Raw genomic sequence first — 23,825 nt, forward strand, 5'->3', positions numbered from 1 at the left:
TGAGGGATTGTTTGTGGGCTTGCGATCAGCGGTTGAAGGCAAACAGCCTTGCATCCGTGTCTTCCAGCCCGTTGATCGAGGCCGAGACAATCTCCGACGCGATCTGTGAAAAGGTGATGCCGTTGCCGCCGTAACCCATGACGGCGTGGATGCGGGGGTGCCTGGGAATGGCGCCGATATAGGGCAGGCCGGTGGTTGTGGTGCCGAAAGAACCGGTCCAGGCGAATTCGGGCCTGACATCGAGATGCGGAAACAGCCGGCCAAGCTTCTCGGATATCCGCGCGCTCTTGTCGGCGATCAGGCCATCTCGCCGTGTCTCGTCGACAAAATCCTCGTCCTCGCCGCCGCAGATGACCCTGCCGTCGGCTGTCGCGCGCATGTAGAGGTACGGGTCCGAAGCCTCCCAGATGAACGCCGCCCGCGGCCAGATCTTTCGCGATTGCGGGCGCGTCGCCATCGCCCATGTCGAGATGATCTGGTGGGCCGCGGCCGGCACGACGTCGACCAGTTCGTAACCGGTGGCCAGGACAACATGCCGTGCCGTGATGGTTTGGCCATCCCTGGTCGAGACGACCACCTCATCGGCGCTGTCCTCGATCGCCGTCGCTTCGACGGGGGCGTAGAAGCGTGCCTTGCGCTCGAGCGCCTTGAGCAGCAGCCCGGCCGTCAGCTTGCGCGGGTCGAGCGCGATATTGCCATGGCTGAGGATGGCGCCGTCGCGTTCGATGCCGAATGTCTCGGCCAGCGGTGCCGGCGTGAGATAGGTCGCGGCGATGCCTGCCTGCCGACGCGCGTCGGCTTCATCACGCAGTTCCGAGGGGCCGAGCACCGTGCCAGCGAGATAGAGTGACTGGGTGCGGCTCGGGCCGCAGTTGATGCCGAGTTCGGCAATGCGGGCGGCGAGATTGGAGACGGCGAGCCGCGAGCGGCGCCAGGCCTGCTCCGCCGGGCCTTTGCCAATCATCTTCGCGAGCGTCGTAAGCGGCTGGTCGATTTCGAACTGCACCAGCGCGGTGGTCGCGGGCGTCGAGCCTTTCAGCGGGCCGCGGCGGTCAATACCAATCACCGAATGACCGTCCGCCGTCAGCGCCTCGGCCATCATGGCGCCGCTGATGCCCATGCCGACGATGAGCACATCGGCCTTGGCGTCACGGGTGAGCGCGCTTGTCGGTACCGCAGGCGTGCGATAGGCGGACCAGACGGGCCGGCCAGTTCTGAGGTCGAGTTTGCGAGACATTGAATTCTCCGGAGGTGCGCCTCAACGCTCCGAAGCATGTGTGGTTCCGGTGTCAGAGCGGCGAGCCGCTCTGACTCTTTGTTTGAGGCAATTCCTGAGGGGAAGCGCTATGCGCTTCTCCCGGGAAAACCGTTTCAAACTTTTCCTGGAATTGCCTTATACCCAGCCGGACAATTCGCGCCGCACCATCGCCTCGATCACCGCCATGCCCTCGGCACTGTCGTTGAGGCACGGGATGTGGGCGAAGTTCTTGCCGCCGGCATGGTGGAAGGTCTCGGCCGCCTCGCGGCCGATTTCGTCCAGCGTCTCGATGCAGTCGACCGAAAAGCCGGGATTGACGATGGCGATCGACTTCACGCCATCCTTGGCCAGTTTCTCCACCGTCTTGTCAGTGTAGGGTTGCAGCCATTCCTGTGCGCCGAAGCGCGACTGGAAGGTGATGATCAGCTTCTTCTCGCTCCAACCGAGCCGCTCGCGCAACAGCCGCGTCGTCTTCTGGCAGTGGCAATGATAGGGATCGCCCTTCTCGAAATAGGGCTTTGGGATGCCGTGATAGGAGGCGATGACCACCTCCGGCTCGAAATCCAGCGTCGCCAGATGCCGTTCGATCGAACGGGCGAGCGCTTCGATATAGACGGGCTCGTCATGGTAAGGCGGCACGCTGCGGATGGCTGGCGCTGCCCGCATCTTCATCAAGGCTCGGAAAAGCTGGTCATTGGCGGTCGCGGTGGTGGTCGCCGAGTATTGCGGATAGAGCGGGAACGACAGGATGCGGTCGCAGCCTTTTTCGACCAGCCCCTGGGCCACGCTCGCGGTCGAAGGATTGCCGTAGCGCATCGCCCAGTCGACGACGACATTGGGCAGGTCGGCGAGCGCCTCGGCCAGCTTTTCGCCCTGGGCACGGGTGTAGGTGCGCAGCGGCGACTCGTTCCTCTCCTGGTTCCAGATCCGGGCATAGTTGGCACCCGACTTCTTCGGTCGCGCGGTGAGCACCAGGCCATAGAGGATCGGATACCAGATCGCTCTGTTGAGTTCGATGACGCGCGGGTCGGAGAGGAATTCCCGGAGATAACGCCACATCGACTTGAAATCGGTGCCGTCGGGCGTGCCGAGATTGACCAGCATGACGCCGATCTTGCCAGCCTTGACCGGCGGATGTCCGGCCGGCAACGGGCCGACGGCCTTCGCGGCTTTGGGATCGACAGAGGTGGAAAGCGTCATAAGGGTTCTCCAGGAGACGCGAACCTAATCATCTCGCGCGCGCTTTCAATACCGCGTCTGGCCGCACCCTGGGCTGAAAACGGAAAACCCGCCCGAATTCCCGGGCGGGCTTTCCGTTGAAAGGGGCGAAGCGACTACTTCGCCGGGATGGTCAGCGTCGCGCCAAGCTTGAGCTGGTGGGGCCTTTGGCCCTTGTTGGCCTCATAGATCTGCTTCCACTTCGTCGCGTCGCCATAGGCCTTCTTGGCCAGATCCCAGTAGGTATCGCCGGCGACGATGACATGGCTGCTTTCGGCCGGAGCGGCCTCGGCCGGCTTTGCCGGCTCGGCAGCGGGCGCCGGGGTCGCTGGCGCAGGTGCAGTCTCGGCTGGTTTGGCCGGTTCGGCGGGCGCCGGCGTCGACGGTGTGGTTTCGGCCGGGACGGTCGGCGGCGTGGCGGCGATATCGCCCGAATTGGCCGGCAGCGAGGGCATCGCCGGTTCAGCCGGCGCGGCTTCAGCCGGCTTTGCCGGTTCTGCAGCGGGAGCCGGAGTTGCTGGAGCCGCCTCAGCGGGTTTGGCGGGCTCGGCCGGCTTTGCGGGTTCGGCTGCCGGTGCTGCCGCAACCGTCGCGGCGATCTCGGTGATGCGGCCGTCGAGCTTCGGCGTATAGGGCCGGTGTGCGCCGAGATAGTCGGCGACGACCTGTTCGAGGCCCGGACCGTAGTCATAAGCGTTCTTGGCCTTCTCGGCGAAGACCTTGTAGCCGTCGCCGCCCTGGCGGACGTAGTTGTTGGTGGCGACGAGATAGTCCTTGTCCGGATTGAGCGGCGTCCAGGCGCCGCCTTCCATGACTTCCACCGACTTGACACGGCCGGCATTGGGCGCGACCGACTTGTCGAAGGAATATTTCAGGCCGGCGACCTGCGGGAAGCGGCCGGCGCCGTCCTCGATCTGGCTGAGACCGCTTTCGAGCCCTGTCATCAGATCCTTGCCGGAAATCTGGAAGGTTGCCAGCGTGTTCTGGAACGGCAGCACGGTCAGCACCTCGCCCATGGTCACGGTGCCCTTGTCGATCGAGGCGCGCAGGCCACCGCCATTGGAGATGACGATCTCGACGCCCTGTCCCTTGACGCGGTCGAGGATGGCGTCGGAGACCATGTCGCCCATCGCGCATTCACGGGTGCGGCAGCTCTCGCGGCTGCCGTCGATCACGTCGGTGGTCTCGGCCACTTCCTTGTTCTTCAACGCCTCGATCGGCGCGCCGAGTTCCTTGATGCGGGCGAGCACGGCGGGGTCAGGCGTGATCGACTTGTCGAGATAGATCGGGTCGCCGCTCGCCGATTTGACGACGCCATTGTCGTCGAACACCACCTTGAACTCGCCTAGATATTTCGAATAGGACGCCGCCTGCACCACCGGCACCTTGTAGCCGTCCGGGTTGTCGACCATTGTCGGGTAGGGGCCTTCCGCCTTCGGGTCGGTGTTCGACAACAGCGAATGGCTGTGGCCACCGACGACGATGTCGATGCCGGGGATCTTGGCGATGACATCGCGCTCGCGCCTGTAGCCGATATGGGTGACCGCGATGATCTTGTTGACGCCCTGTGCCTTCAGTTTTTCGACCTCGGCGGTGATGGACTTGACGTCGTCCTCGATGGTGATGTTGGGGCCGGGCGAGGCGAGTTCCGGCGTGTCGTTGGTGACGGCGCCGATGATGCCGATCTTCTGGCCACCGACCTCGACGACGATCGACGGCTTGACGCGGTCGCCGAGCTTGGACTGCGCGTTGGCCTTCACATTGGCGCCGAGCACCGGGAACTTGATCATGTCGAGGAACGGCGCCAGGGCGGTCTCGCCATCGTCGAATTCATGGTTGCCGAGCGCCATGGCGTCGAACTTCATCTGGTTGAGGAATTCGCCTTCAACCTTGCCCTTGTAGGTCGTGTAGAACAGCGAGCCCTGGAAATTGTCGCCGGCGCTGAGCAGCAGCACGTTCTGGCCTTCGAGCTTCTTGCGCTCCTGGCCGATCGCGGTGATCAGCCGGCCCGCGCCGCCGATGCATTCGCCCTTGGTCTCCTCCTCGGCCGAGCAGGTCGACTCGTATTTGTTGTTGCCTTCGATGCGGCTGTGCCAGTCGTTGATGTGCAGGATGTTCAGCGTGTAGTCGGCAAAGGATGCGCCAGCCGACAGGCCGAGCGTGGAGGCAGAAAGGGCGGCAATGGCAGCAAGTCTCTTCATCTTCGTCTCCCGGAAAGCTGATCAGAGGCGTTTAACGCTCTAGCTGGACTGGAACATGACAGTCGGCGTTTTCCGCCATGTTCCCATCGCGTTCCGGATGACGCAAGCGGAAATCGGGCTGCGCTTTGCCGGCATAAAAAAGGACGGCGGCCATCGGCCGCCGTCCTGCAGGAATGGATGCGCTGGTTCAGGTGCGCCTTGTCAGCACGAAATTCTGGCCCGAGGCGCTGGTGCAGTTGAGCTGGCTTGTCGAAACCATCAGGCAGTTGAAGCTGACCGGCGTCTGGCGGATCAGCGAGGTGCCGTTGATCTGCACCGAAGTGGCGCCGGTCATCGTGTAGCTGCCGTCGGCAAGCTTCTGGCCGGTGTCGGTGGCGACTGTCGTAAAGGTACCGCCGGTGAAGGTCGAAAGGCCGGTGCCCTTGGCGTCGATCCAGGAACCTTCGACGCCTTTCGGCGAGGCCGCCATCGGCGGCTGATCAGGGCCGCTGGTGGCGCAAGCGGCAAGCATCGTCGCAAGGGCGCCAGCGATGCTCATCGAAAGAACTTTGCGCGCAATGGTCATATGAAAATCCTCTCCTCTCGCATCGGCCCGAAAATCGGAATCGATCTTCGTAAGGCACGATGCGTGCATCCAAGTTTCGAGAGCGCACCTCGTGCGTCCAAATGGACGCAGGACGCTCTCGTCCGCATCCCTTCAATCGCCCGATTTCCGGGCGATTGCAAGGCAGGGAGATATGCTCCGCAGGGTGCTATCGAACGAGGATGTTGCGGAATTGCCACGGGTCGTTCCGGTCGAGGTCTTCCGGGAACAGGCCGGGGCGGTTATCGAGCGGCGTCCAGTCTGTGTAGTGGCCCTCGACCGGCCCGAGATACTGGGACTGCACTTCCAGGCAGCGCTTGTAGTCCATCTCGTCGGCCTCGACGATGCCGGCCTGCGGGTTTTCCAATGCCCAGACCATGCCGGCGAGAACAGCCGAGGTGACCTGCAGGCCGGTGGCGTTCTGATAGGGGGCCAGCTTGCGCGCCTCGGCGAGCGAGAGATGCGAGCCGTACCAGTAGGCGTTCTTGTCGTGGCCGTAGAGCAGCACGCCGAGTTCGTCGACGCCGTCGACCAGTTCATTCTCGTCGAGCACGTGGTGTACCGGCTGAGCCTTGCCGGCGGCGCCGAACATCTCGTGCAGCGACAGCACCGCGTCGTTGCAGGGATGGTAGGCATAGTGACAGGTCGGGCGGTAATGCACCTTGCCCTTCTTGCCGCGCACGGTGAAGAAATCGGCGATCGAGATCGCCTCGTTGTGCGTCACCAGGAAGCCGTATTGCGGGCCGGGCGTCGGGCACCATGAGCGCACGCGCGTGTTAGCGCCGGGCTGCTCGATATAGATCGCGGCCTTGGAGCCATGCTTGTGCTTCTTGGCGTTCTTCGGCATCCACTTCTCATGCGTGCCCCAGCCGAGCTCGGCGGGCTGCAGGCCTTCGGAGATGAAGCCCTCGACCGACCATGTGTTCCAGAACACATTCATCGGCTTCGGCTTCTTGGCGCGCTGCGTGTCGCGCTCGGCGATGTGGATGCCCTTGACGCCGGCCTTCTTCATCAGCTTGGCCCAGCCCTCGCGATCTTCCTGCGCGGGTTCTGAAAACTCGAGGCCAAGATCGGTGGCGAGGTTGACCAGTGCCTGCTTGACGAACCACGAGACCATGCCGGGATTGGCGCCGCAGGTGGAGACCGCCGTCGCGCCGCCGGGCTTGTCGTGCTTTTCCTTGATCAGCGCTTCGCGCAGCGCATAGTTGGTGCGGCTGGCATTGTCGGCATTGGCATCGAAATAGAAACCAAGCCATGGCTCGACGACGGTGTCGATGTAGAGCACACCGAGCTTGCGGCAGAGCCGCATCAGATCCACCGAGCCGGTATCGACCGACAGGTTGATGCAAAAGCCCTGGCCGCCACCGTTGGTCAGAAGCGGCGTCAAGAGCTTCTTGTAGTTCTTCTCGGTCACGGCTTCCTGAACGAAGGCGATGCCGCGCTCGTCGAGCAGCTTGCGATCGGTGTCGCGCGGGTCGATGACCGTCATGCGCGACTTGTCGAACTTGAAATGGCGCTCGATCAGCGGCAGCGTTCCCCGGCCGATCGAACCAAAGCCGATCATCACGACAGGGCCGGTGATCTCACCGTAAACGGGCCAGTTTTCAGTCGCCATTTTATCGAACACTCCTTCAAAACCCAGGAAACCGGGGAAAACACGCGCAAAAACCGGGCATTTTTGCCCGGCGGCCATGCGCTACATCACAGATCATTGTCACAAACCAGCGAAAAGCGCCAACCAGCGGCTACGCGTCATTGGCCATGTGGTTAAGGACGACGACCAGCCGGTCGCGGTCTGATGTCAGGCCCTTGTAGTCGAGCTGGGCAAGATCGAGGGCTTCGAGCTGGGCGGCGAAAGACATCGCGAGCTTCCCCCGGTCCGGATGCCGCGCCAGCACCGCCAGGGGATCGAGATGGATGCGGATGGTGAACAGGATGTCGCGCGATGCCGGCAGCTTCCTCAGCGTCTGCCGCTCGACGCGGATGAAGGCGTGCGCGTCGATGTCGCCATCCGGAAACCGCGACGGGCGGTTGGTGGCGCGGTCGATGCGCTGCAGGTCGGAGAGCGGATGATAGAGTGCGTCGCCCGACTGGATCGACCAGTTGTAGCGCTCGACGGCCTGGCCCTGGAGGCCGTCGAACATGCGGTTGATCAGCTCGGCGGGCCTTGTGCCCGGCCCGAACCCCGGCACCGGCGCATGGATATCCTGCAGCGGCCGGCCAAATTTCTCGACCAGCGACCAGGACGAGGGAAAGCACAGCGAGCCGGCGACAAGCCGCCAGCCATTGTCGTCGCGGCGCATCAGGATCAGATCTTCCTGGATGAGCAGCGAGGCCGTGAAAAGCGGGGCGCCGTCGAGACCGGAAGGAGCTGTGAGACGGCTCGCCGCGCCCCCTGCCTCGATGCCCGAACCGGTGCTCCGATAGGTGTCGGGGAACTTCTCCAGCAAATGCGTGCCGAGCAGGTCGAGCACTTCCTGCTGGGCGTCTCGCGTGTGGTCCTCCTCGACGAAAACCCGCTCGGGGATCTCGGCATAGAGCCGGCGCTTCTCGGCGAGATATGGCAGCAGATGGTCGTCGACCTCGATCCAGTCCGCCGGATCGAGCGGCTTCAGCCCGATGGTGAAGAGTTTCGACGAGCCGTCATAGGGCGTATGGGTGGGCAGGATTTCGGCCAAGCTCATGCTTCCCCGAAAGTGTCGAGCCCGGCCGCGGTCATCCTCGCCACGAATTCGGTGACATCGTAATCGGCCGCGCCTGCCTTGGCGAAAGGGTCGGCGGCCAACCTGGCGTCAAGCACGTCGCGAGAGCCGCGCGCGATGATGATGCCGCCGGTCCGCGGTTTCTTCGGCCCGGAGGCGACGAAGATACCTTCAGCATAGCAGGCCTTCAGCCATTCGACATGCGCCGCCTGCAAGCGGTCGATCTCGGTCAGTGGCACCTTGTAGTTCAGCGAAACGATGAACATGGCATTCCCTCGGACAGGTTTGGCTCTCAGGCGAGTCTCGCAGGGATCAGTCCGCGCAGCGAGTTGCCAACGAACAGCGCCTTGGCGGATTGCAGATCAGCCAGGCTGTATATCGCTTCGCGTGCGCGGCCTTCATCCAGAAGCTCGGCGCGCAATACACCAGGCAGCAGGCCGCAGTCGAGCCGGGGCGTCGCCAGCATGCCGTCGCCAAGATCGGCGAAGACGTTGGTGATGGTGCCTTCGCAGATTTCGCCGCGCTCATTGGCCAGAAGCACTTCGTCGGCCTGGGTGATGAGATATTCGGCGCGGGCGTGGCTGTAGACCTGCCGCCGGCTGGTCTTGTGGCGCAGCAGCATGTCGTGCGAATCGAGCCTTGTCCGCGCCAGCCGCAGCACCCAGACCCTGTCGGCGGCGAGCGGTTCATAGGGCTGCGCGGAGGCGGACACCGCGCCATCGCGCGACAGGACGAGGCGCGCGCGCAGCGCAATGCCGGACCGGTTGACCGCGCTGCTCAAGGCTTCGCCGATCTTGCCCGGATCGTGGCGGAAGCCCAGTTCCGCCGCCGATCCGTAGAGACGCGCCAGATGGCGCTCGAACCGCAGGAAGCCCGAGCCGGGTTCCCACCGCATGGTCTCGATCAGGTCGAAATTGGCGGCGTTCCCGTCGCGAAGCGCGCTTTCAAGAGACACTCCTGATACTCCTCCTGCGCCGTCGAATCGAAGACGATGCCGCCACCGACATTGTAGACGGCCTCGCCGCTGGAAAAGAGCGAGATGGTGCGGATCGCCACGGAAAAGCGCATCGTGCCGCCGGGCGCGATCCAGCCGATGGCGCCGCAATAGACGTCGCGCGGCGTTCCCTCCAGGTCGTGCAGGATCTCCATGGCGCGTATCTTCGGCGCACCGGTGATCGAGCCGCAAGGAAACAGCGCGGCGAAGATCTGGCGGATGGTGAGGCCGGGCAACAGTCTTGCCCTGACGTCGCTCACCATCTGGTGGACGGTCGGATAGGTCTCGATGCGGAACAGCGCCGGCACCTCCAGCGTGCCGACCTCGCTGATCAGCGAGATATCGTTGCGCAGGAGATCGACGATCATCCGGTTCTCGGCCTGGTTCTTCTCGTCGTTACGCAGGAAGATCTTCTGCCGTTCGTCCTGCGCCCTGGTCGCGCCACGCGGCGCCGTGCCTTTCATCGGATGCGTCTCGATCATGCCATTGGCGTCGATCTCGAAGAACAGCTCCGGCGAACGCGACAGCACGATGGGCTCGCCGAGCGCGACCAGAGCGCCATACTTCACCGGCTGGCGTTCGGTCAGCGCGTCGAAGGCGGCCAGCGGGTCGCCCGACCATTGCGCATGCACCGGGAAGGTCAGGTTGCCCTGGTAGCAATCGCCTTGCCTGATGTGCCGGTGCAGCCGCGCGAAGCGCTTTTCGTAATCCTCGAACGACCAGGTTGCGCGGGCATCGAAGATCGGTCCGTTGGTCGCCGCGGCATTGCGGGTCGGCACCGCCTGTTCGACCGGCGTATCGAAGACCCCCAGGCAGACAAGAGGGGCGCGGCGTCCGTCCGGCAGCAGGGGAACGAGCTTTGGTTCGAGCAGGTAACCCGCCTCGTAGGAAAAATAGCCGGCCAGCCATTTGCCGGCATCGTGCGCGGCCTGTGCCGCCGCCAGCGCCGGCCCGAAATCCTTTGCCTCATGCGCCACGATGATTTCGGCCGGCCGGTCGAAAACGAGCTCGCGCGCGCTTTCGTCGTTGCGGAAAATTGCGGCGGGCAGGGACATGGGACTCGGATGCTGCGGTCTATGAAGCCATCGACCGCTCTATATGGGGGGCCGCTCAAGCGCAATCGAGGGAACGGCAGCCTCTCCCTCAAAGCCGACCTTTGGGCCGACCTCTGGGCCAACCTTCGGGGGGACCTCGGTGCCGGCCTCGCGGCCAAAAGCAAACCGGCGGCGCCATGGTCGCGCCGCCGGCTGCAATCGTGGCAGCTTGCCAACCGCTCAGGTGTTGCTGGCGGTTCCCGCTGTCGGAAACTGCTTGGCGAATTCCTTCTCGTTGCCGGCGGCGAGCAGCTTGGCTTGCTCGATCCAGCGTTCGCGCGCGATGCGGCCGTCGAAGTTCATGACATCCTCGATCCGTTTGATGTCGGCGGCGGTCCAGGCGGCGATCTGGGCGAAGCTGGTGACACCCTGCGCCTTGAGCAGCTTCTCGTTGGCGGGGCCAATACCGATCAAGCGGCGTAGATTGTCGGGCTTTCCGGATGCTGGCTTGGCTGTCGCCGGCGCCGCTTTCTTGGCGACCGCCGCCTTTGGCGCGGCCGAACTCTTGGCTGCCGAGGCCGTGGCGGCCGGCTTGCTCGCCACGGATTTGGCTGATGCCGTTGCCTTGGCCGCAGGTTTCGCCGCGGCCGGCTTTGGCGCCGCCGGTTTTGCAGGAGCGGCCTTCGCGGCGGCCGGTTTGGCGGGTGCAGGCTTTGCGGGAGCGGATTTGGCTGCCGCGGGTGTCGACATCAAAGCCGCGGGGGCCTGGCTGGCCGGCTTTGCTGCGCTGGTCCCGGCGGCGGGCGCTGCCTGCGCTTCGCGCAGCCGGCGCTCGAGGTCGGCGCGGGTCTTGCCGCATGCATCCAGTTCGCCGGTCAGGCGGTCGCTGTCGGCGCGCAGCCTGTCGCGTTCGCTGCGTGTGCGATCGAGGTCGCCGCGCACGCCGTCGAGTTCACCACGCAGACGCCCCCAGATGAACCAGCCAACCAACAAACCCACAAGGAACGCCAGGAGCATGTAGAAAAAAGTGCCCATTGTCTCTTTCTCCAGTCAGGTCCGTCTGCCGTGGCATGAGGCCATGACTTTCGGCGAAGGACTACTCGATGGTGGTTCCGCGGGTTCGCAGAACAGCCGGCTTCGATGGAGCTGTCAGCGATGGCTTTGCTTGCCCATGGCCAACGGCCGTTGTCGCGTTCGCCTGAGCGCCACGTCCGGCTGAGACTTCTCCTCGCCGATCCGCATGGGCTCCGGCTGAGCTTGGAGCGAAGCTACCATAGAGCTTGTGGAAAGCTATCGGAAAACTTCCGTGGAGAGTACTTCAAGAACAGATATTTAGGCCAAGAATAGAGCCGTTTCCAATATGCATTCCGGCTAAACTGCTTTGCGAACAGATGAGATCTACGGGACGCGTTTCATGCGTCGAGCGCTTCGAGTTCGTCGATCAGGCCGCTGATCACGCCCAACCCGATTTGCCAGAAGGCGGGATCGGTGGCGTCGAGGCCGAAGGGCGCCAGAAGCTCGGAATGATGCTTGGTGCCGCCGGCGCGCAGCATCTCGAAATACTTGTCCTGGAAGCCGCGCTCGGCGTTCTGGTAGACGGCGTAGAGCGAGTTCACCAGGCAGTCGCCGAAAGCATAGGCATAGACGTAGAAGGGCGAATGGATGAAGTGCGGGATGTAGGTCCAGAACACCTCGTAGCCTTCGCGCAGCTTGATCGCCGGCCCGAGACTTTCAGCCTGCACTTCCAGCCAGAACTGGCCGAGCCTGTCGGAGGTCAGTTCGCCATTCTTGCGCTCGGCATGCACCTTGCGCTCGAATTCGTAGAAGGCGATCTGACGCACGACCGTGTTGATCATGTCCTCGACTTTCTGGGCGAGCATGGCCTTGCGCTCGCGCCTGTCGGAGGTCTGGTCGAGCAGCGAGCGGAAGGTCAGCATCTCGCCGAAGACCGACGCTGTTTCGGCCAGCGTCAGCGGCGTCGAGGCCATCAGCGCGCCCTGGCCGCCGGCCAGCACCTGATGCACGCCATGGCCAAGCTCGTGCGCCAGCGTCATCACATCGCGCGGCTTGCCCATGTAGTTGAGCAGGACATAGGGATGCGCCGACGGCACGGTCGGATGCGCGAAGGCGCCGGGCGACTTGCCCGGCCGCACCGGCGCGTCGATCCAGTTGCGGTCGAAGAAGGTTCGCGCGATCTCGGCCATGTCGGGTGAAAAACGTTGATAGGCGGAAAGCACGGTGTGCCTGGCCTCGTCCCAGCCGATGATCGCCTGCGGCGTATCCGGCAGCGGCGCGTTGCGGTCCCAGTGGTTCATCACCTCCATGCCCAGCCAGCGTGCCTTCATCGCGTAGTAGCGGTGCGACAGGCGCGGATAGGCCTCGCGCACCGCTGTGGCGAGCGCATCGACCACGCCGCGCTCGACACGGTTGGCGAGATGACGTGAATCGGCGATGTCCTCGAAGCCCCGCCAGCGGTCGGATATTTCCTTGTCCTTGGCCAGCGTGTTGGTGATCAGCGTGAAGGTGCGCAGGCTCTTGCGAAAGGTCGCGGCCAGCGCCTCGGAGGCCCGCCGGCGTACCTCGCCGTCGGCATCCTGCAGGCGGTTGAGCGCCGGTTCCAGCGTCAGCTCCTCGCCATCGATGTCGAAACGAAGGTCGGTCATCGTCTCGTCGAACAGGCGGTTCCAGGCACCGCGCCCGGTGATCGATTTCTCGTGGAAAAGCTGTTCGACGCGATCCTCGAGTTGGTAGGGCTTGTCCTTGCGCAGATCGAGCACCCATGGCCGATAGTGGCCGAACGCGGGATCGGCGGCCAGCGCGCCTTCGATCGCCGCGTCGTCGATCAGGTTGAGTTCGAGCGTGAAGAACAGAAGGTGCGCGCTGGCGTCGGTCATCTTCTCCTGGATGTCGCCATAGAGCTTGGCGCGCTGCGGATCGGCGGTGTTTCCGGCATAGACCAATCCCGCATAGGAGACGATGCGGCCGATCAGTTCCTCCAGCGCCTCGTAGGCGACAAGCGCCTCGCCCAGCCTGCCGGCGCTGCCACGCCCGGCCTCTGCGGCCAGCGTGCCCTTCCAGCGGCTCTCGAAGCTGATCGCGTCGGTGGCGGCCCTGGCGATGTCGCGCTTCAGTTCCGGCGCCTCCATGCCGGCATAGAGATCGGCAAGGTTCCACTCCGGCAGGTCGCCAAGCTCGGCCGCGCCCTGACTGGACGTTGGCGCCGCAAGCTGACGACCAGAAACCATGTGCATTGCCGACACCTTCCGTGACCAAGGTTCAAAGAGAACGTGAAGCCGGTCAAATCCTAAGGAATTCGTTCACCGGGTTTTTTGAAACCTTATTTAGAACCCTGTGCCAAGATGGTCCACAGGGCAGAATTCCTCGGGCGGGCGTAGTCGTACCAGTCATGACAGGTTCCATACTCATAGTCGATGACGATCCCGTGCAGCGCCGGCTGCTCGAGGCCGCCGTGACGCGGTTCGGCCATACGGCAATCGTGGTCGACGGCGGCGCGGCCGCGCTCGATGTCCTCGACGGGCCCAGCGCCCGCGACGTGTCGGTGGTCATCCTCGATCTGGTCATGCCCGGTCTCGACGGCATCGGCGTGCTGAAGGCGATGCGCGATCGCGACATAAACGTCCCGTCGATCGTGCAGACCGCCCAGGGCGGCATCGAGACCGTGGTTTCGGCGATGCGCCACGGCGCCTTCGATTTCGTCGTCAAGCCAGCGTCTCCCGACAGGCTGCAGGCGTCGATCGGCAACGCGCTCAAGGTCGAGGCCGTCGAGGGCGAGGTCAAGCGCACGTCGCGCCGTCGTGGCGGCCTTCTGACCTTCAAGGACATGATCACGCACGGCCCGGCCATGGACAGGGTGATCCGCCTTGGCCAGAAGGCGGCGGCATCCAATATACCGATCCTGATCGAGGGCGAGTCGGGCGTCGGCAAGGAACTGGTGGCGCGCGCCATCCAGGGCAGCGGCGACCGCCGCTCGAAACCCTTCGTCACCGTCAATTGCGGCGCCATTCCCGACAATCTGGTCGAATCGATCCTGTTCGGCCACGAGAAGGGCTCGTTCACCGGCGCCACCGACAAGCACACGGGCAAGTTCGTCGAGGCGCATTCGGGCACGCTGTTCCTCGACGAGATCGGCGACCTGCCGCTCGACGTGCAGGTCAAGCTCCTGCGCGCCGTACAGGACGGCGAGGTCGATCCGGTCGGCGGCCGCTCGACCGTAAGGGTCGACATCAGGCTGATTTCGGCGACGCACCGCAACCTGCTGCAACAGGTCAAGGACGGCAAGTTCCGCGAGGACCTGTTCTATCGGCTGAACGTCTACCCGATCTTCGTGCCGCCGCTGCGCGACCGTCGCGACGACATTCCCTATCTGGTCGCGCATTTCATGCAGAAGGTGGCGCCGGCCGACCCGCGCCATCGCCTGCAAGGCATCTCGGCCGCGGCGCTCGCCGTGCTGCAGGCCTATGACTGGCCCGGAAACATCCGGCAACTCGAAAATGCCGTCTTCCGGGCCTCGGTGCTCTGCGAAGGCGATGTGCTGACCACCGAGGACTTCCCGCAGATCCGAGCGCAGGTGGAAGGCACCGTCAACCTCGATGCCGGTGGCGTCAGGCCGGTACCGTCCTTGCCCCTGGACATCCAGCAGCGCGACGAGCACGCTTTGCCCGGCGAGGCCGCCTCGGCGACAGAGCTTGATCCGCCGGCCAGGCTTCAGTCTCGCTTCGGCACGTTGCGGGCGCTCGACGAACGCGGCAATGTGCGTGCGCTGGCCGACGTCGAACTCGAGATGATCAAGCTCGCCATCGACCACTACAACGGCCAGATGAGCGAAGTCGCCCGCCGCCTCGGCATCGGCCGCTCGACGCTTTACCGCAAGCTCAAGGAATACGGCATCGACCCGGAAACCGGCCGCGTCGAACGGCTCGCTTCCTAGCCAGATTCCTTTCAGATCGAATCTGGATTCCTGTCTGCTTGTTTGTGCGTGACCTTGTCCGGAAACCCGGACCGTGCCCCTCACGCAAGGTCGGGATCAGCTTGCAGTGCCAGAACAGGCCCGGTATCGGGCTTTGGCGGAAATGCGGCAGGCCTATGGACAGACCTGTTCACGCATTAAGGCTAACGGTAACAGATCGTGTTTCGTGCGAAAGCGGAAACATGATCTAAACCAGCGGTTTACCAAGAAACTCTGTGAACAATTTTTGACGGGATATCGCCATGGTGTTACCGCATTTCGGCTTCAATAAGCGATGATTAACCATTAGGATCGATATTCGGATGTGATAACGACACATCCGTTTGGGCAAATCCGGGGACAAACGGCAGCCTGCAAGGCCTTTTGATTTGAACAGAATCGAACGACACACAGACGGGCGGCACCATCACGTGAGCGTCTGGCCGAAGTGGCTGGCAGCGTTGATTGTCGCATTTGGTTTTGTTGCCGCGGCCGCGACGGGCGCCAGCGCCGACACACGTTCGCTGAAACTTTACCACCTCCACACGCATGAGAAGGCCGAGATCGTCTACAAGCGCAATGGCCGCTACGATCCGGAGGGCCTGAGGAAGATCAACATCATTCTGCGCGACTGGCGTCGCAACGAGCCGACCAAGATGGATCCGCGCCTGCTTGACCTGGTTTGGGAAGCCTATCGGGAAAGCGGCTCCTCGGACTACATCCAGGTCGTCTGCGGCTATCGCTCGCCGTCGACGAACTCGATGCTGCGCAGCCGCAGCAAGGGTGTCGCCGAAAAGAGCCAGCACATGCTCGGCAAGGCGATGGACTTCTACATTCCCGGCGTGCCGCTGAAGAAGCTGCGCAACATCGGTCTCAGGATGCAGGGCGGCGGCGTCGGCTACTACCCGACATCCGGTTCGCCGTTCGTCCATATGGATGTCGGCAACGTGCGCCACTGGCCCGGCATCAGCCGCCAGGAACTGGTCAGCCTGTTCCCCAACGGCAAGACGCTGCATGTACCGAGCGACGGCCGGCCTCTGCCCGGCTACGAGCAGGCGCTTGCCTCCTACAAGGCGCGCAGGGGTTCTGGCGCTCCGGCCATCGAGATGGCCAGCGCCGGTGGCAGCGGCAAGAAGTCGGGTGGGTTCCTGTCGGCTTTCTTTGGCGGCGGCGGCGAAGACGAGGCTGACGACAGCGCCGATGTCGTGACCGCTTCGGCTGCGCCTCCGCCCAAGGCCAGAAACCTGAAGCCGGCCGCGGCAGCCAAGACCAGCAACCTGCCGGGCATCGCCATCGTGGCACCTGAGAACGCGCAGCGCGCCGAAATTCCGCAGGTCGCCGAAGAGCAGACTCAGGAGCCGGAAAAGGATACGCCGGAGACGATCATCGCGGCGCTGCCTGCCCGCGAGGTTCCGCTGCCCGATTTCGCGCCGCGGCCGAAGGCCGACATTGGCGCTCAGCCGCCTGAGACCGTGCCGTTTGGTACGGCGGATGCGACGGCCACCACCGAACAGGCCGTGGCGACCGCGCAGGCGCCGGCCAGTGTTCCTTTCGGCACGGCCGATGCATCGGCTACCGCCGATCCGGCACAGGTTGCCGTCAACAACATACCGTTGCCGACATGGCGTCCCGAGCGCACGCTGCCTGCAGCCTTGGCCCCGCCTCCCAGCAAGGATGTGCTGATGGCGCTGGCCAATACGGCTGAGCAAGACAAGACCGCGACCGCCGCGTTCTCGGTGCTGCCGTCGGCACGGCCCGAGACGGCCAAGCCGGATGCGGTAAAGGCCGTGCTCGACGAGGCCAACGCCCAGGTCGGCGAGGCGGCTGACGATTACCAGGTCGCTTCCTTGCCCGAGTCGCGTTCGGCCTTCAACGACCCATCGGGCGCCGATGCCGCATCGCCGCGCGTGGCTGTCGCTGCCCGCCCGGCCGGCTCCGACCCGGTTGCCGCGATCGGCGCCGGCGTGAAGACGACGCGCAAGGAATCGAGGCCTACCGCCCGCGACCTGAAACCCGGCCCCAAGGCCATGGTGGTTGCCGCCGCGCCGCAGGCCGCTCGCTGGGCGCTGACCAGCGGCGACAATGTCGCCACCGTTTCGAGCGCGACGACGGCGCCGGGCTATGCCTACAATATCGTGCATACGCCGCCGAGCGAGGTTTACACGGCCGGCTTCCAGCCGGGCAACCAGATGGCCGATGCCAACCGCTTCACCGGCAATGCCGTCAAGTTCCTGTCGGTCGCTCGCTTCCAGACCAAGTAACGGACCAAGCAATCGACAAAGCCGCGCCGGGAAACCTGCGCGGCTTTTTGTTGCGCGGCCGGGCGCGGGTGCACCGCCCCCCGTAGGTCCGATCACGCCAGCCTGACATTACGGTGATCGTGGAACTGCTTGCCAATTCAGTGGTTTCTCCCAAGTTCATTCAAACCCGGGGTTATCCATGAAGAGCATTCTATTGGCATCGGTCATCGCGTTGGCAACCGCTTCGGCGGCCATCGCTCCAACGCAGGCCGCCACCATGATCGTCAAGACCAACGACCACATGCATGGGATGAAGAAGCACTGCCGGACCAAGGTGATCACGCATTGGCGGCATCATCACAAGGTGGTCGAGAAGGTCAGGGTCTGCAATTAGGCGGCCTGAAGGCGATCCAGCAAAGCCCGGTCGACGCAAGCCGGCCGGGCTTTCATGCCGTACGGAAGGTCTTACTTCGCGAGCTTGCTCGCGCCGCGCGCCAGGGCTTCGATCTCGTCCCACTTGCCCGCCTTGACCAAGTCGTCGGGCGCCACCCAGGAGCCGCCGACACAGACGACGTTGGGCAGGCTGAGATAATCGGCCGCGTTCTTGCCGGTGATGCCGCCTGTCGGGCAGAATTTCACATCGGCGAGCGGCGAAGCGAAGGCTTTCAGCGAGGCGATGCCGCCCGACTGCTCGGCCGGGAAGAACTTGAGAAAGCGCAAGCCCGCCTCGCGCGCGGCCATGATCTCGCCGGGCGTGATGGCGCCGGGCAACAGCGGAACCTCGCTGTCAGCGGCCGCGGCAAGAAGCTCGCGGGTGATGCCGGGGCTGACGATGAATCGCGAGCCCGCGGCGGCCGCCTCGTCGAACTGGCGGGCATCGAGAATGGTGCCGGCGCCGACAATGGCTTCCTTGACCTCGGCTGTCACCCGACGGATCGCTTCCAGCGCATCGGCGGTTCTGAGCGTGATCTCGATTGCCGGCAGGCCGCCGCGTGCCAGAGCGCGCGCCAGCGGTACTGCGTCAGCGACATTGGTGATCTTCAGCACTGGAATGACCGGTTGGCCGTTGAGGAGCGACAGGAGCTTTTCGGTCTTGCTGGGCACTTCGTCTCTCCTTGATCTGGACAATTCAACCGATTAGCAGAAGGTCGTTTTCCTGTCCACGAAACCAGCCGTGTCGCGATGTCACGCAGTCGGGATCAGTCGGCTCTTCTCTCCATGTAGGAAGGATCTCCGGCTCTGCCTTGAATCGGCTTGCATGAGCGTTTAGTGGCTTTGGCAATGACTTCGTCCACGCCTCAACCTTTTCGCGTCGCCGCGCTCTACCGGTTTGCCCGGCTCGACGCCTTCGAGGAATTGCGCGCGCCGCTCGCTGCCTTCTGCTGCGGGCGCGGCATCAAGGGCACCTTGCTACTGGCGCGTGAGGGCATCAATGGCACCGTCGCCGGCAGCGAGGCCGACATCGCCGCCCTGATCGCGCATCTCGAAGCCCTCGAAGGACTGGCCGGTCTCGAGGTCAAGTACAGCGTAGCTGCGGAAGTGCCGTTCCACCGCATGAAGGTGCGGCTGAAGCGCGAGATCGTCACCATGGGTGTCGGGGATATCGACCCGACGACAAGCGCCGGCACTTATGTCGCGCCAGCCGACTGGAACGCGCTGATTTCCGAGCCCGACACGATCGTCATCGACACCCGCAACACCTACGAAGTGTCGATCGGAACCTTCACGGGGGCGATCGATCCGGCGACGGCAAGCTTTCGCGAGTTTCCGGCCTGGGTTGAAGCGCACCGGGCAGAGCTCGAGGGCCGCAAGGTCGCGATGTTCTGCACCGGAGGCATACGCTGCGAGAAAGCGACCGCTTACGTCAAGTCGCTCGGCTTCGAGGACGTGTTCCACCTCAAGGGCGGCATCCTCAAATACCTCGAGGATGTTCCGCCCGAACAGAGCTTGTGGCAAGGCGAGTGCTTCGTCTTCGACGAGCGGGTTTCGGTGTCGCACGGCCTCGCCGAGGGCGAGGCCGAACTGTGTCGCGCCTGCCGCCATCCACTGACGCCGAGCGACCGGTTGTCGCCTGAATTTGCCGCCGGCGTCTCGTGCCCGCATTGCTTCGATGCCCGTTCGGACGAGGACCGCCGGCGCTATGCCGAGCGCCAGCGTCAGGTCGAACTGGCGCAGGCACGGGGCAGGGGTCCGCATATCGGATCATAAGTCCGTGCTGGTTTCGACGGCTGCGGCAAAGCGACGGTTTGTCATTGTAATGCAAAGATTCGGGCCCTACGTCTTCGACGTTCGAAACCTGCCCGTTCGGCCGGGCAAATCCTGGAGGCATTGATGTTCGATCCCAAGAAGCTTCTCGACGATCTGCTCGGCTCGCAAATTCCCGGCACCAGCGGCACCGTCCGCGACAAGGCGGGGCAAGCCGTGCAGATGGCCAAGGACAATCCGCTGGCCGCCGGCGCACTCGCTGCCGTGCTACTCGGAACGGGGGCCGGTCGCGAGGTGACGGGCGCCGCGGTGAAGCTTGGTGGACTGGCCGCGATCGGTGGCCTCGCCTACAAGGCGTACCAGAATTACAAGGCCGGCAACGCACCCGCCGAAGCGCCGGCAGCCGGCGAACCGGAATTGCTGCCGCCTCCCGAGGACACCGCCTTCCACCCGTCGCAGGCGCCGCAAGGCGAGGACGAATTCACGCTGACCCTGATCCGCGCGATGATCTCGGCCGCCAAGGCCGACGGACATATCGACGATGACGAACGCCAGAAGATCGCCGGCAAGCTGAGCCTCTCGGGGATCGGTACCGATGCCGAAAAATTCCTGATGGCGGAGCTGGAGAGCCCGCTCGATCTCGACACGCTGGTGGCCGGTGCCAAAACCGATGCGCAGAAGCTCGAACTCTACACCGCGTCGCGCCTCACCGTCGATCCCGACACACGCGCCGAGCGCGGTTATCTGGACCTGCTTGCCGGCCGGCTTGGCCTGCCGGACGCGCTGGTCGATCATGTCGAGGCGACGGTTTCGGCGGCCAAGGTGCCGGCAACACAGGCTGGGACCTCACCCAATCCGCGCTGGTAGTCCAAATCGGCACAGGTCGTCTTCCCGGCGTTAACCTTTCGTTAACTCAGGAAGCGCATGATTCTATGCAGTCGGACCGGCTTTCCTCCTCCCAAGCCCGGTTCAGATCAGGGCGGTCGCCAATGGCCGCCCTTTTTGTCGGGACCTGCTGGTGGTCTCGCTTGCCATCACGCCGTTATCCGCAAAGCCTCCGCGCCAAACCCTGAAAATCAGGCGAGTAAGCGCGGCACCTTGTTTTATGCGTGTCGTTGTCCCAAAAACGCAGCGCACTTTAGGGCATCAGGAGGACAGCCATGACCGAGCAACGAACCGCCATCGTCACCGGCGCCGGCACCGGCATCGGCAAGAGCGTCGCCACGGCGCTGCTCGAGGCCGGCTGGAACACGGTGTTCTGTGGGCGCCGCAAATCCGTGCTGGATGCGGCGATCGTCGAGGCCGGTCCCACGAACGCCAAGGCGTTGGCGGTTGCCTGCGACATCAGCAAGGCCGGCGAGGTCGATGATCTGTTCGAGACGGTGGCGGAGGCCTTCGGCCGTGTCGACCTGCTCTTCAACAATGCCGGCATGGGCTACAAATCGACGCTGATCGACGAGATCCCGGTCGAGGTGTGGAACGATATCGTCGGCGTCAATCTCACCGGTTCGTTCCTGTGCGCCCGCGCCGCTTTCGGCGCCATGCGCAAGCAGCGGCCGATGGGTGGCCGCATCATCAACAATGGCTCGGTGTCGGCCTACGCGCCGCGCCCGGGCTCGGTGCCCTATACGGCGACCAAGCATGCCATCACCGGGCTGACCAAGACACTGGCGCTCGACGGCCGGCCCTACGACATCGCCTGCGGCCAGATCGACATCGGCAACGCGCTGACCGACATGGCGCAGCCGATGACTGTCGGCGTGCCGCAAGCCAACGGCTCCATCGCCGCCGAAGCGGTGATGGACGTTCAGCGCGTCGCCGACGCCGTCGTTCACATGGCCAGCCTGCCGCTCGACGCCAATGTGCTGTTCATGACGGTGATGGCGACCAAGATGCCGTTCGTCGGGCGTGGGTGAGCCGTGCTGGGCTTTCGCGGCCGGCTCATTTGCCCGCCAGCGGTACTCCGGGTTTGAAGAGCAGAATGGGCCTGATCTCGTAAACGGCGGTCGGATTGACGCGGCGAAGGTCGCGGGCGATCGCGATGGCGTCGTCTCTCGTGGCGCAGTCGACGACATAGAGGCCGAGCAACTGTTCCTTGGTCTCGGCGAAAGGGCCGTCGATGATCATGCCGTCGCCCGGACCACGCAGGGTGCAGGCATCCTGGGTGGGCCCCAAGCGCGCGGACGGTCCAAGCGTGCCTTCCTCATGAAGCCGGGTGTTGATCTTCAGCAGGTCGGCCATCAGGGCCGCATCTTCCTGCGGCGTCAGCGCCTTGATCGCATCTTCCACGTGATAGGCAAGGATTGCATAGAACATCTGGGGCACCCCGCTTCGATCCTTATCCGAGGACCGTAACCGTTCTGGCTATGCACGCCCAGTCTCGAGTGCTCGTCTCCCGACGGCTCATGACACCGCCATGGCAGCCGGCCGAAACCTTATGGGTTCGCAAGGCGGAGGCTGGGCCTTACTTTGCGAGGAACGCCCCGATCCGGTCCAGCGCGCGCAGGATGTTCTCCTCGGAGTTGGCGTAGGAGAGCCTGACATAGCCTTCGCCGAGAACGCCGAAATCGGGGCCGCCGATCAGCGCCACGCCGGCATCGTCGAGCAGGGCGGAGGCGAGCTTCTTCGCCTTCCAGCCGGTCTTCGACACGTTGGGGAAGGCATAGAACGCGCCCTTTGGGGTGATGCAGGAGATGTTGGGCAAGGCATTCAGCCCCTCGACCACGACCTTCCGGCGGCGGTCGAAGGCGCGCATCATCTTGTCGACATCGTCCTGCGGGCCGTCGATGGCCGCAATGCCGGCCAACTGGCTCGGCGCGTTGACGCAGGACCAGCAATTGACCGCCAGCTTGCGCACCTTGTCGTAGAGATGGGCGCCCTTGTCGCCATTCGGCCAGATCGACCAGCCCATGCGCCAGCCGGTCATCGCCCAGGTCTTCGACCAGCCGTTGAGCACGATCAGCCGGTCGCGGATCTCGGGAAAGCCAAGCAGTGAGCAATGCGTCTCGCCGTCATAGGTCATGACGTCGTAGATCTCGTCGGAGAGGATGGCGACGTCGGGGTGCCTCTCCAGCCCCTTGACCAGTTTCTCGATCTCGGCGCGTGGCGTGACGCCGCCGGTCGGGTTGGCCGGCGAATTGAGGATCAGGAGCCTGGTCTTGGACGTGATCAACGCCAGCGTCTCCTCGGCGGAGAAGGCAAAGCCGTTCTCCTCACGCATCGGCACCGGGATCGGGGCGGCACCGGTGAACTCGATCATCGAGCGGTAGATGGGAAAGCCGGGGTCGGGATAGAGGATCTCGGCGCCCGGCTCGCCGAACATCAGGATGGCGGCGAACATGGTCGGCTTGCCGCCGGGCAGGATCATCACCGCTTCGGGCGAGACCTCGACGCCGGTGGTGGTCAGCGTGCGGCGCACCACCGCCTCGCGCGTCGCCTGCAGGCCGTTTGCCGGCGTGTAGCCGTGGTGGCCGTCGCGCAGCGCCTTGATGGCGGCCTCGACAATATGCTGCGGCGTCTTGAAGTCCGGCTGGCCGATGCCGAGATTGACGATATCGCGGCCTTGGCTCGCGAGTGCCGTCGCCCGCGCCAGTACGGCAAAGGCGTTTTCCTCGCCGAGACGGTCGAAGGCCGAAATCGTGTGGAGCATTTTTCCCGTCCGTGTGGTTCTTACTGTTGGCGTGCGTTTTTGTGAGCCTCGGCGGGCAAATGTCAAACAGATTGGAGCTTTCGGTGTCGGAAAATCTCAAAGATTGGCAGCCGCGCCCGCGTCCCGCGCGCAAGACCATCGACGGCCGGTACGTCCGGCTCGAGCCGCTGAGCGCCGCAAAACATGGCGACGGTCTCTATGAGGCGTCCTCCGTATCCGACGTCGACGGCCGCTTCGCCTGGCTGCCCGATTATCCGCCGGAAACCCGCGCCGCCTTCCAGCCATGGCTGGACAGAGTGGAAGCCAGCGAGGATCCGCTGTTCTTCGCGGTCATCGACAAGGCCAGCGGCAAGGTTGCCGGACGCCAGACGCTGATGCGCATCGATCCGGCCTACGGCGTCATCGAGATCGGCAACATCTATTGGGGGCCGCTGATCTCGCGCAAGCCAGCGGCGACGGAAGCGCAGTACCTGTTCATGAAATACATCTTCGACGAACTCGGCTATCGCCGCTACGAATGGAAATGCAACAACCGCAACGAGCCATCGAAGCGGGCAGCGGAACGGTTCGGCTTCAAGTTCGAAGGCATTTTCCGGCAGCATCTCATCGTCAAGGGTGAAAACCGCGATACCGCGTGGTATTCGATCATCGACAAGGAGTGGCCGCGCTTAAGCAAAGCCTATGAAGCGTGGCTCGATCCGGCCAACTTCGATGGTGACGGCCACCAGAAGCGACGGCTCGAGGATTTTCGCGCGGAGTTCGGCGCGTAAGCTGA

Annotated in this window: 21 protein-coding genes; 7 read left to right on the forward strand and 14 right to left on the reverse strand. The window is 64.1% G+C overall.

The window, feature by feature from the left end:
• Positions 1–25 precede the first annotated feature (25 nt).
• From NR193_RS14460 to NR193_RS14510, 11 genes are all read right to left on the reverse strand, one after another.
• Positions 26–1,237, reverse strand: coding sequence for an FAD-binding oxidoreductase (locus NR193_RS14460; RefSeq protein ID WP_256751479.1), 1,212 nt, complete (start codon positions 1,235–1,237; stop codon positions 26–28).
• Between the two features lie 156 nt (positions 1,238–1,393).
• On the reverse strand, positions 1,394–2,458 hold the full coding sequence (gene hemH / locus NR193_RS14465) for a ferrochelatase (RefSeq protein WP_256751480.1): 1,065 nt from the start codon (positions 2,456–2,458) through the stop codon (positions 1,394–1,396).
• A gap of 134 nt (positions 2,459–2,592) precedes the next feature.
• A complete protein-coding gene (locus tag NR193_RS14470) occupies positions 2,593–4,677 on the reverse strand; it encodes a 5'-nucleotidase C-terminal domain-containing protein (protein WP_256751481.1) in 2,085 nt (694 codons plus the stop codon).
• A gap of 187 nt (positions 4,678–4,864) precedes the next feature.
• Entirely contained in the window at positions 4,865–5,242 is a 378-nt protein-coding gene (locus NR193_RS14475) for a hypothetical protein (RefSeq protein WP_256751482.1), read from the reverse strand.
• A 187-nt stretch (positions 5,243–5,429) separates the two neighbouring features.
• Positions 5,430–6,875: a homospermidine synthase gene (locus tag NR193_RS14480; RefSeq protein WP_256751483.1), complete on the reverse strand. Its 1,446-nt coding sequence runs from the start codon at positions 6,873–6,875 to the stop codon at positions 5,430–5,432.
• A gap of 130 nt (positions 6,876–7,005) precedes the next feature.
• Positions 7,006–7,944, reverse strand: coding sequence for a DUF3445 domain-containing protein (locus NR193_RS14485; protein ID WP_256751484.1), 939 nt, complete (start codon positions 7,942–7,944; stop codon positions 7,006–7,008).
• Positions 7,941–8,228, reverse strand: a complete 288-nt coding sequence (locus NR193_RS14490) for a YciI family protein (protein ID WP_256751485.1) — start codon at positions 8,226–8,228, stop codon at positions 7,941–7,943. Before NR193_RS14490 ends, NR193_RS14485 begins: the two co-directional genes overlap by 4 nt.
• A 26-nt stretch (positions 8,229–8,254) precedes the next feature.
• Positions 8,255–8,917: an aminotransferase class IV family protein gene (locus NR193_RS14495; RefSeq protein WP_256751486.1), complete on the reverse strand. Its 663-nt coding sequence runs from the start codon at positions 8,915–8,917 to the stop codon at positions 8,255–8,257.
• Positions 8,866–10,011, reverse strand: a complete 1,146-nt coding sequence (locus tag NR193_RS14500) for an aminodeoxychorismate synthase component I (protein WP_256751487.1) — start codon at positions 10,009–10,011, stop codon at positions 8,866–8,868. The genes NR193_RS14495 and NR193_RS14500 overlap by 52 nt, the downstream gene beginning before the upstream one ends.
• Before the next feature lie 219 nt (positions 10,012–10,230).
• Positions 10,231–11,025, reverse strand: a complete 795-nt coding sequence (locus NR193_RS14505; RefSeq protein WP_256751488.1) for a proton-conducting membrane transporter — start codon at positions 11,023–11,025, stop codon at positions 10,231–10,233.
• Between the two features lie 377 nt (positions 11,026–11,402).
• A complete protein-coding gene (locus tag NR193_RS14510) occupies positions 11,403–13,241 on the reverse strand; it encodes a M3 family oligoendopeptidase (RefSeq protein ID WP_256751489.1) in 1,839 nt (612 codons plus the stop codon).
• Positions 13,242–13,396: 155 nt separating this feature from the next.
• On the opposite strand from NR193_RS14510, the gene NR193_RS14515 reads away from it, so the two are divergent.
• The 3 genes from NR193_RS14515 to NR193_RS14525 all read left to right on the forward strand — a co-directional run bounded on the left by NR193_RS14515 (position 13,397) and on the right by NR193_RS14525 (position 17,590).
• Positions 13,397–14,938 (forward strand): sigma-54 dependent transcriptional regulator, encoded by a 1,542-nt coding sequence (locus NR193_RS14515; protein ID WP_256751490.1) that lies wholly within the window; start codon positions 13,397–13,399, stop codon positions 14,936–14,938.
• 449 nt (positions 14,939–15,387) lie between these two features.
• Entirely contained in the window at positions 15,388–17,217 is a 1,830-nt protein-coding gene (locus NR193_RS14520) for a DUF882 domain-containing protein (protein ID WP_256751491.1), read from the forward strand.
• 178 nt (positions 17,218–17,395) lie between these two features.
• Positions 17,396–17,590 carry a hypothetical protein gene (locus NR193_RS14525; protein ID WP_256751492.1) on the forward strand — a complete coding sequence of 65 codons (195 nt, stop codon included), beginning with the start codon at positions 17,396–17,398 and terminating at the stop codon, positions 17,588–17,590.
• A 71-nt stretch (positions 17,591–17,661) separates the two neighbouring features.
• On the opposite strand, the gene NR193_RS14530 is transcribed toward NR193_RS14525, so the two are convergent.
• Positions 17,662–18,300: a 2-dehydro-3-deoxy-phosphogluconate aldolase gene (locus tag NR193_RS14530; RefSeq protein WP_256751493.1), complete on the reverse strand. Its 639-nt coding sequence runs from the start codon at positions 18,298–18,300 to the stop codon at positions 17,662–17,664.
• A gap of 177 nt (positions 18,301–18,477) precedes the next feature.
• Here NR193_RS14530 and NR193_RS14535 point away from each other — a divergent pair, with 177 nt between their 5' ends.
• The 3 genes from NR193_RS14535 (at position 18,478) to NR193_RS14545 (ending at position 21,317) form a co-directional block, all read left to right on the forward strand.
• Positions 18,478–19,404 (forward strand): rhodanese-related sulfurtransferase, encoded by a 927-nt coding sequence (locus NR193_RS14535; protein WP_256751494.1) that lies wholly within the window; start codon positions 18,478–18,480, stop codon positions 19,402–19,404.
• 123 nt (positions 19,405–19,527) lie between these two features.
• Positions 19,528–20,268, forward strand: coding sequence for a tellurite resistance TerB family protein (locus NR193_RS14540; protein WP_256751495.1), 741 nt, complete (start codon positions 19,528–19,530; stop codon positions 20,266–20,268).
• Positions 20,269–20,561: 293 nt separating this feature from the next.
• Positions 20,562–21,317, forward strand: coding sequence for an SDR family oxidoreductase (locus NR193_RS14545; protein ID WP_256751496.1), 756 nt, complete (start codon positions 20,562–20,564; stop codon positions 21,315–21,317).
• Between the two features lie 25 nt (positions 21,318–21,342).
• On the opposite strand, the gene NR193_RS14550 is transcribed toward NR193_RS14545, so the two are convergent.
• Positions 21,343–21,717, reverse strand: a complete 375-nt coding sequence (locus NR193_RS14550) for a YciI family protein (protein ID WP_256751497.1) — start codon at positions 21,715–21,717, stop codon at positions 21,343–21,345.
• Positions 21,718–21,865: 148 nt separating this feature from the next.
• The gene (locus NR193_RS14555; protein ID WP_256751498.1) at positions 21,866–23,050 is read right to left on the reverse strand and encodes a pyridoxal phosphate-dependent aminotransferase; all 1,185 of its coding nucleotides are present in this window, start codon (positions 23,048–23,050) and stop codon (positions 21,866–21,868) included.
• Positions 23,051–23,133: 83 nt separating this feature from the next.
• On the opposite strand from NR193_RS14555, the gene NR193_RS14560 reads away from it, so the two are divergent.
• Positions 23,134–23,820: a GNAT family N-acetyltransferase gene (locus NR193_RS14560; protein ID WP_256751609.1), complete on the forward strand. Its 687-nt coding sequence runs from the start codon at positions 23,134–23,136 to the stop codon at positions 23,818–23,820.
• Positions 23,821–23,825 lie beyond the last annotated feature (5 nt).

Source organism: Mesorhizobium sp. Mes31 (genome assembly GCF_024519675.1).
Lineage (GTDB): Bacteria > Pseudomonadota > Alphaproteobacteria > Rhizobiales > Rhizobiaceae > Mesorhizobium.

What these genes read in the sequence shown, in the direction of transcription:
- NR193_RS14460 (WP_256751479.1), bottom strand. Translation starts at nt 1,237, where the DNA reads ATGTCTCGCAAACTCGACCTCAGAACTGGCCGGCCCGTCTGGTCCGCC.
- hemH (WP_256751480.1), bottom strand. Translation starts at nt 2,458, where the DNA reads ATGACGCTTTCCACCTCTGTCGATCCCAAAGCCGCGAAGGCCGTCGGC.
- NR193_RS14470 (WP_256751481.1), bottom strand. Translation starts at nt 4,677, where the DNA reads ATGAAGAGACTTGCTGCCATTGCCGCCCTTTCTGCCTCCACGCTCGGC.
- NR193_RS14475 (WP_256751482.1), bottom strand. Translation starts at nt 5,242, where the DNA reads ATGACCATTGCGCGCAAAGTTCTTTCGATGAGCATCGCTGGCGCCCTT.
- NR193_RS14480 (WP_256751483.1), bottom strand. Translation starts at nt 6,875, where the DNA reads ATGGCGACTGAAAACTGGCCCGTTTACGGTGAGATCACCGGCCCTGTC.
- NR193_RS14485 (WP_256751484.1), bottom strand. Translation starts at nt 7,944, where the DNA reads ATGAGCTTGGCCGAAATCCTGCCCACCCATACGCCCTATGACGGCTCG.
- NR193_RS14490 (WP_256751485.1), bottom strand. Translation starts at nt 8,228, where the DNA reads ATGTTCATCGTTTCGCTGAACTACAAGGTGCCACTGACCGAGATCGAC.
- NR193_RS14500 (WP_256751487.1), bottom strand. Translation starts at nt 10,011, where the DNA reads ATGTCCCTGCCCGCCGCAATTTTCCGCAACGACGAAAGCGCGCGCGAG.
- NR193_RS14505 (WP_256751488.1), bottom strand. Translation starts at nt 11,025, where the DNA reads ATGGGCACTTTTTTCTACATGCTCCTGGCGTTCCTTGTGGGTTTGTTG.
- NR193_RS14510 (WP_256751489.1), bottom strand. Translation starts at nt 13,241, where the DNA reads ATGCACATGGTTTCTGGTCGTCAGCTTGCGGCGCCAACGTCCAGTCAG.
- NR193_RS14515 (WP_256751490.1), top strand. Translation starts at nt 13,397, where the DNA reads ATGACAGGTTCCATACTCATAGTCGATGACGATCCCGTGCAGCGCCGG.
- NR193_RS14525 (WP_256751492.1), top strand. Translation starts at nt 17,396, where the DNA reads ATGAAGAGCATTCTATTGGCATCGGTCATCGCGTTGGCAACCGCTTCG.
- NR193_RS14535 (WP_256751494.1), top strand. Translation starts at nt 18,478, where the DNA reads ATGACTTCGTCCACGCCTCAACCTTTTCGCGTCGCCGCGCTCTACCGG.
- NR193_RS14540 (WP_256751495.1), top strand. Translation starts at nt 19,528, where the DNA reads ATGTTCGATCCCAAGAAGCTTCTCGACGATCTGCTCGGCTCGCAAATT.
- NR193_RS14545 (WP_256751496.1), top strand. Translation starts at nt 20,562, where the DNA reads ATGACCGAGCAACGAACCGCCATCGTCACCGGCGCCGGCACCGGCATC.
- NR193_RS14550 (WP_256751497.1), bottom strand. Translation starts at nt 21,717, where the DNA reads ATGTTCTATGCAATCCTTGCCTATCACGTGGAAGATGCGATCAAGGCG.
- NR193_RS14555 (WP_256751498.1), bottom strand. Translation starts at nt 23,050, where the DNA reads ATGCTCCACACGATTTCGGCCTTCGACCGTCTCGGCGAGGAAAACGCC.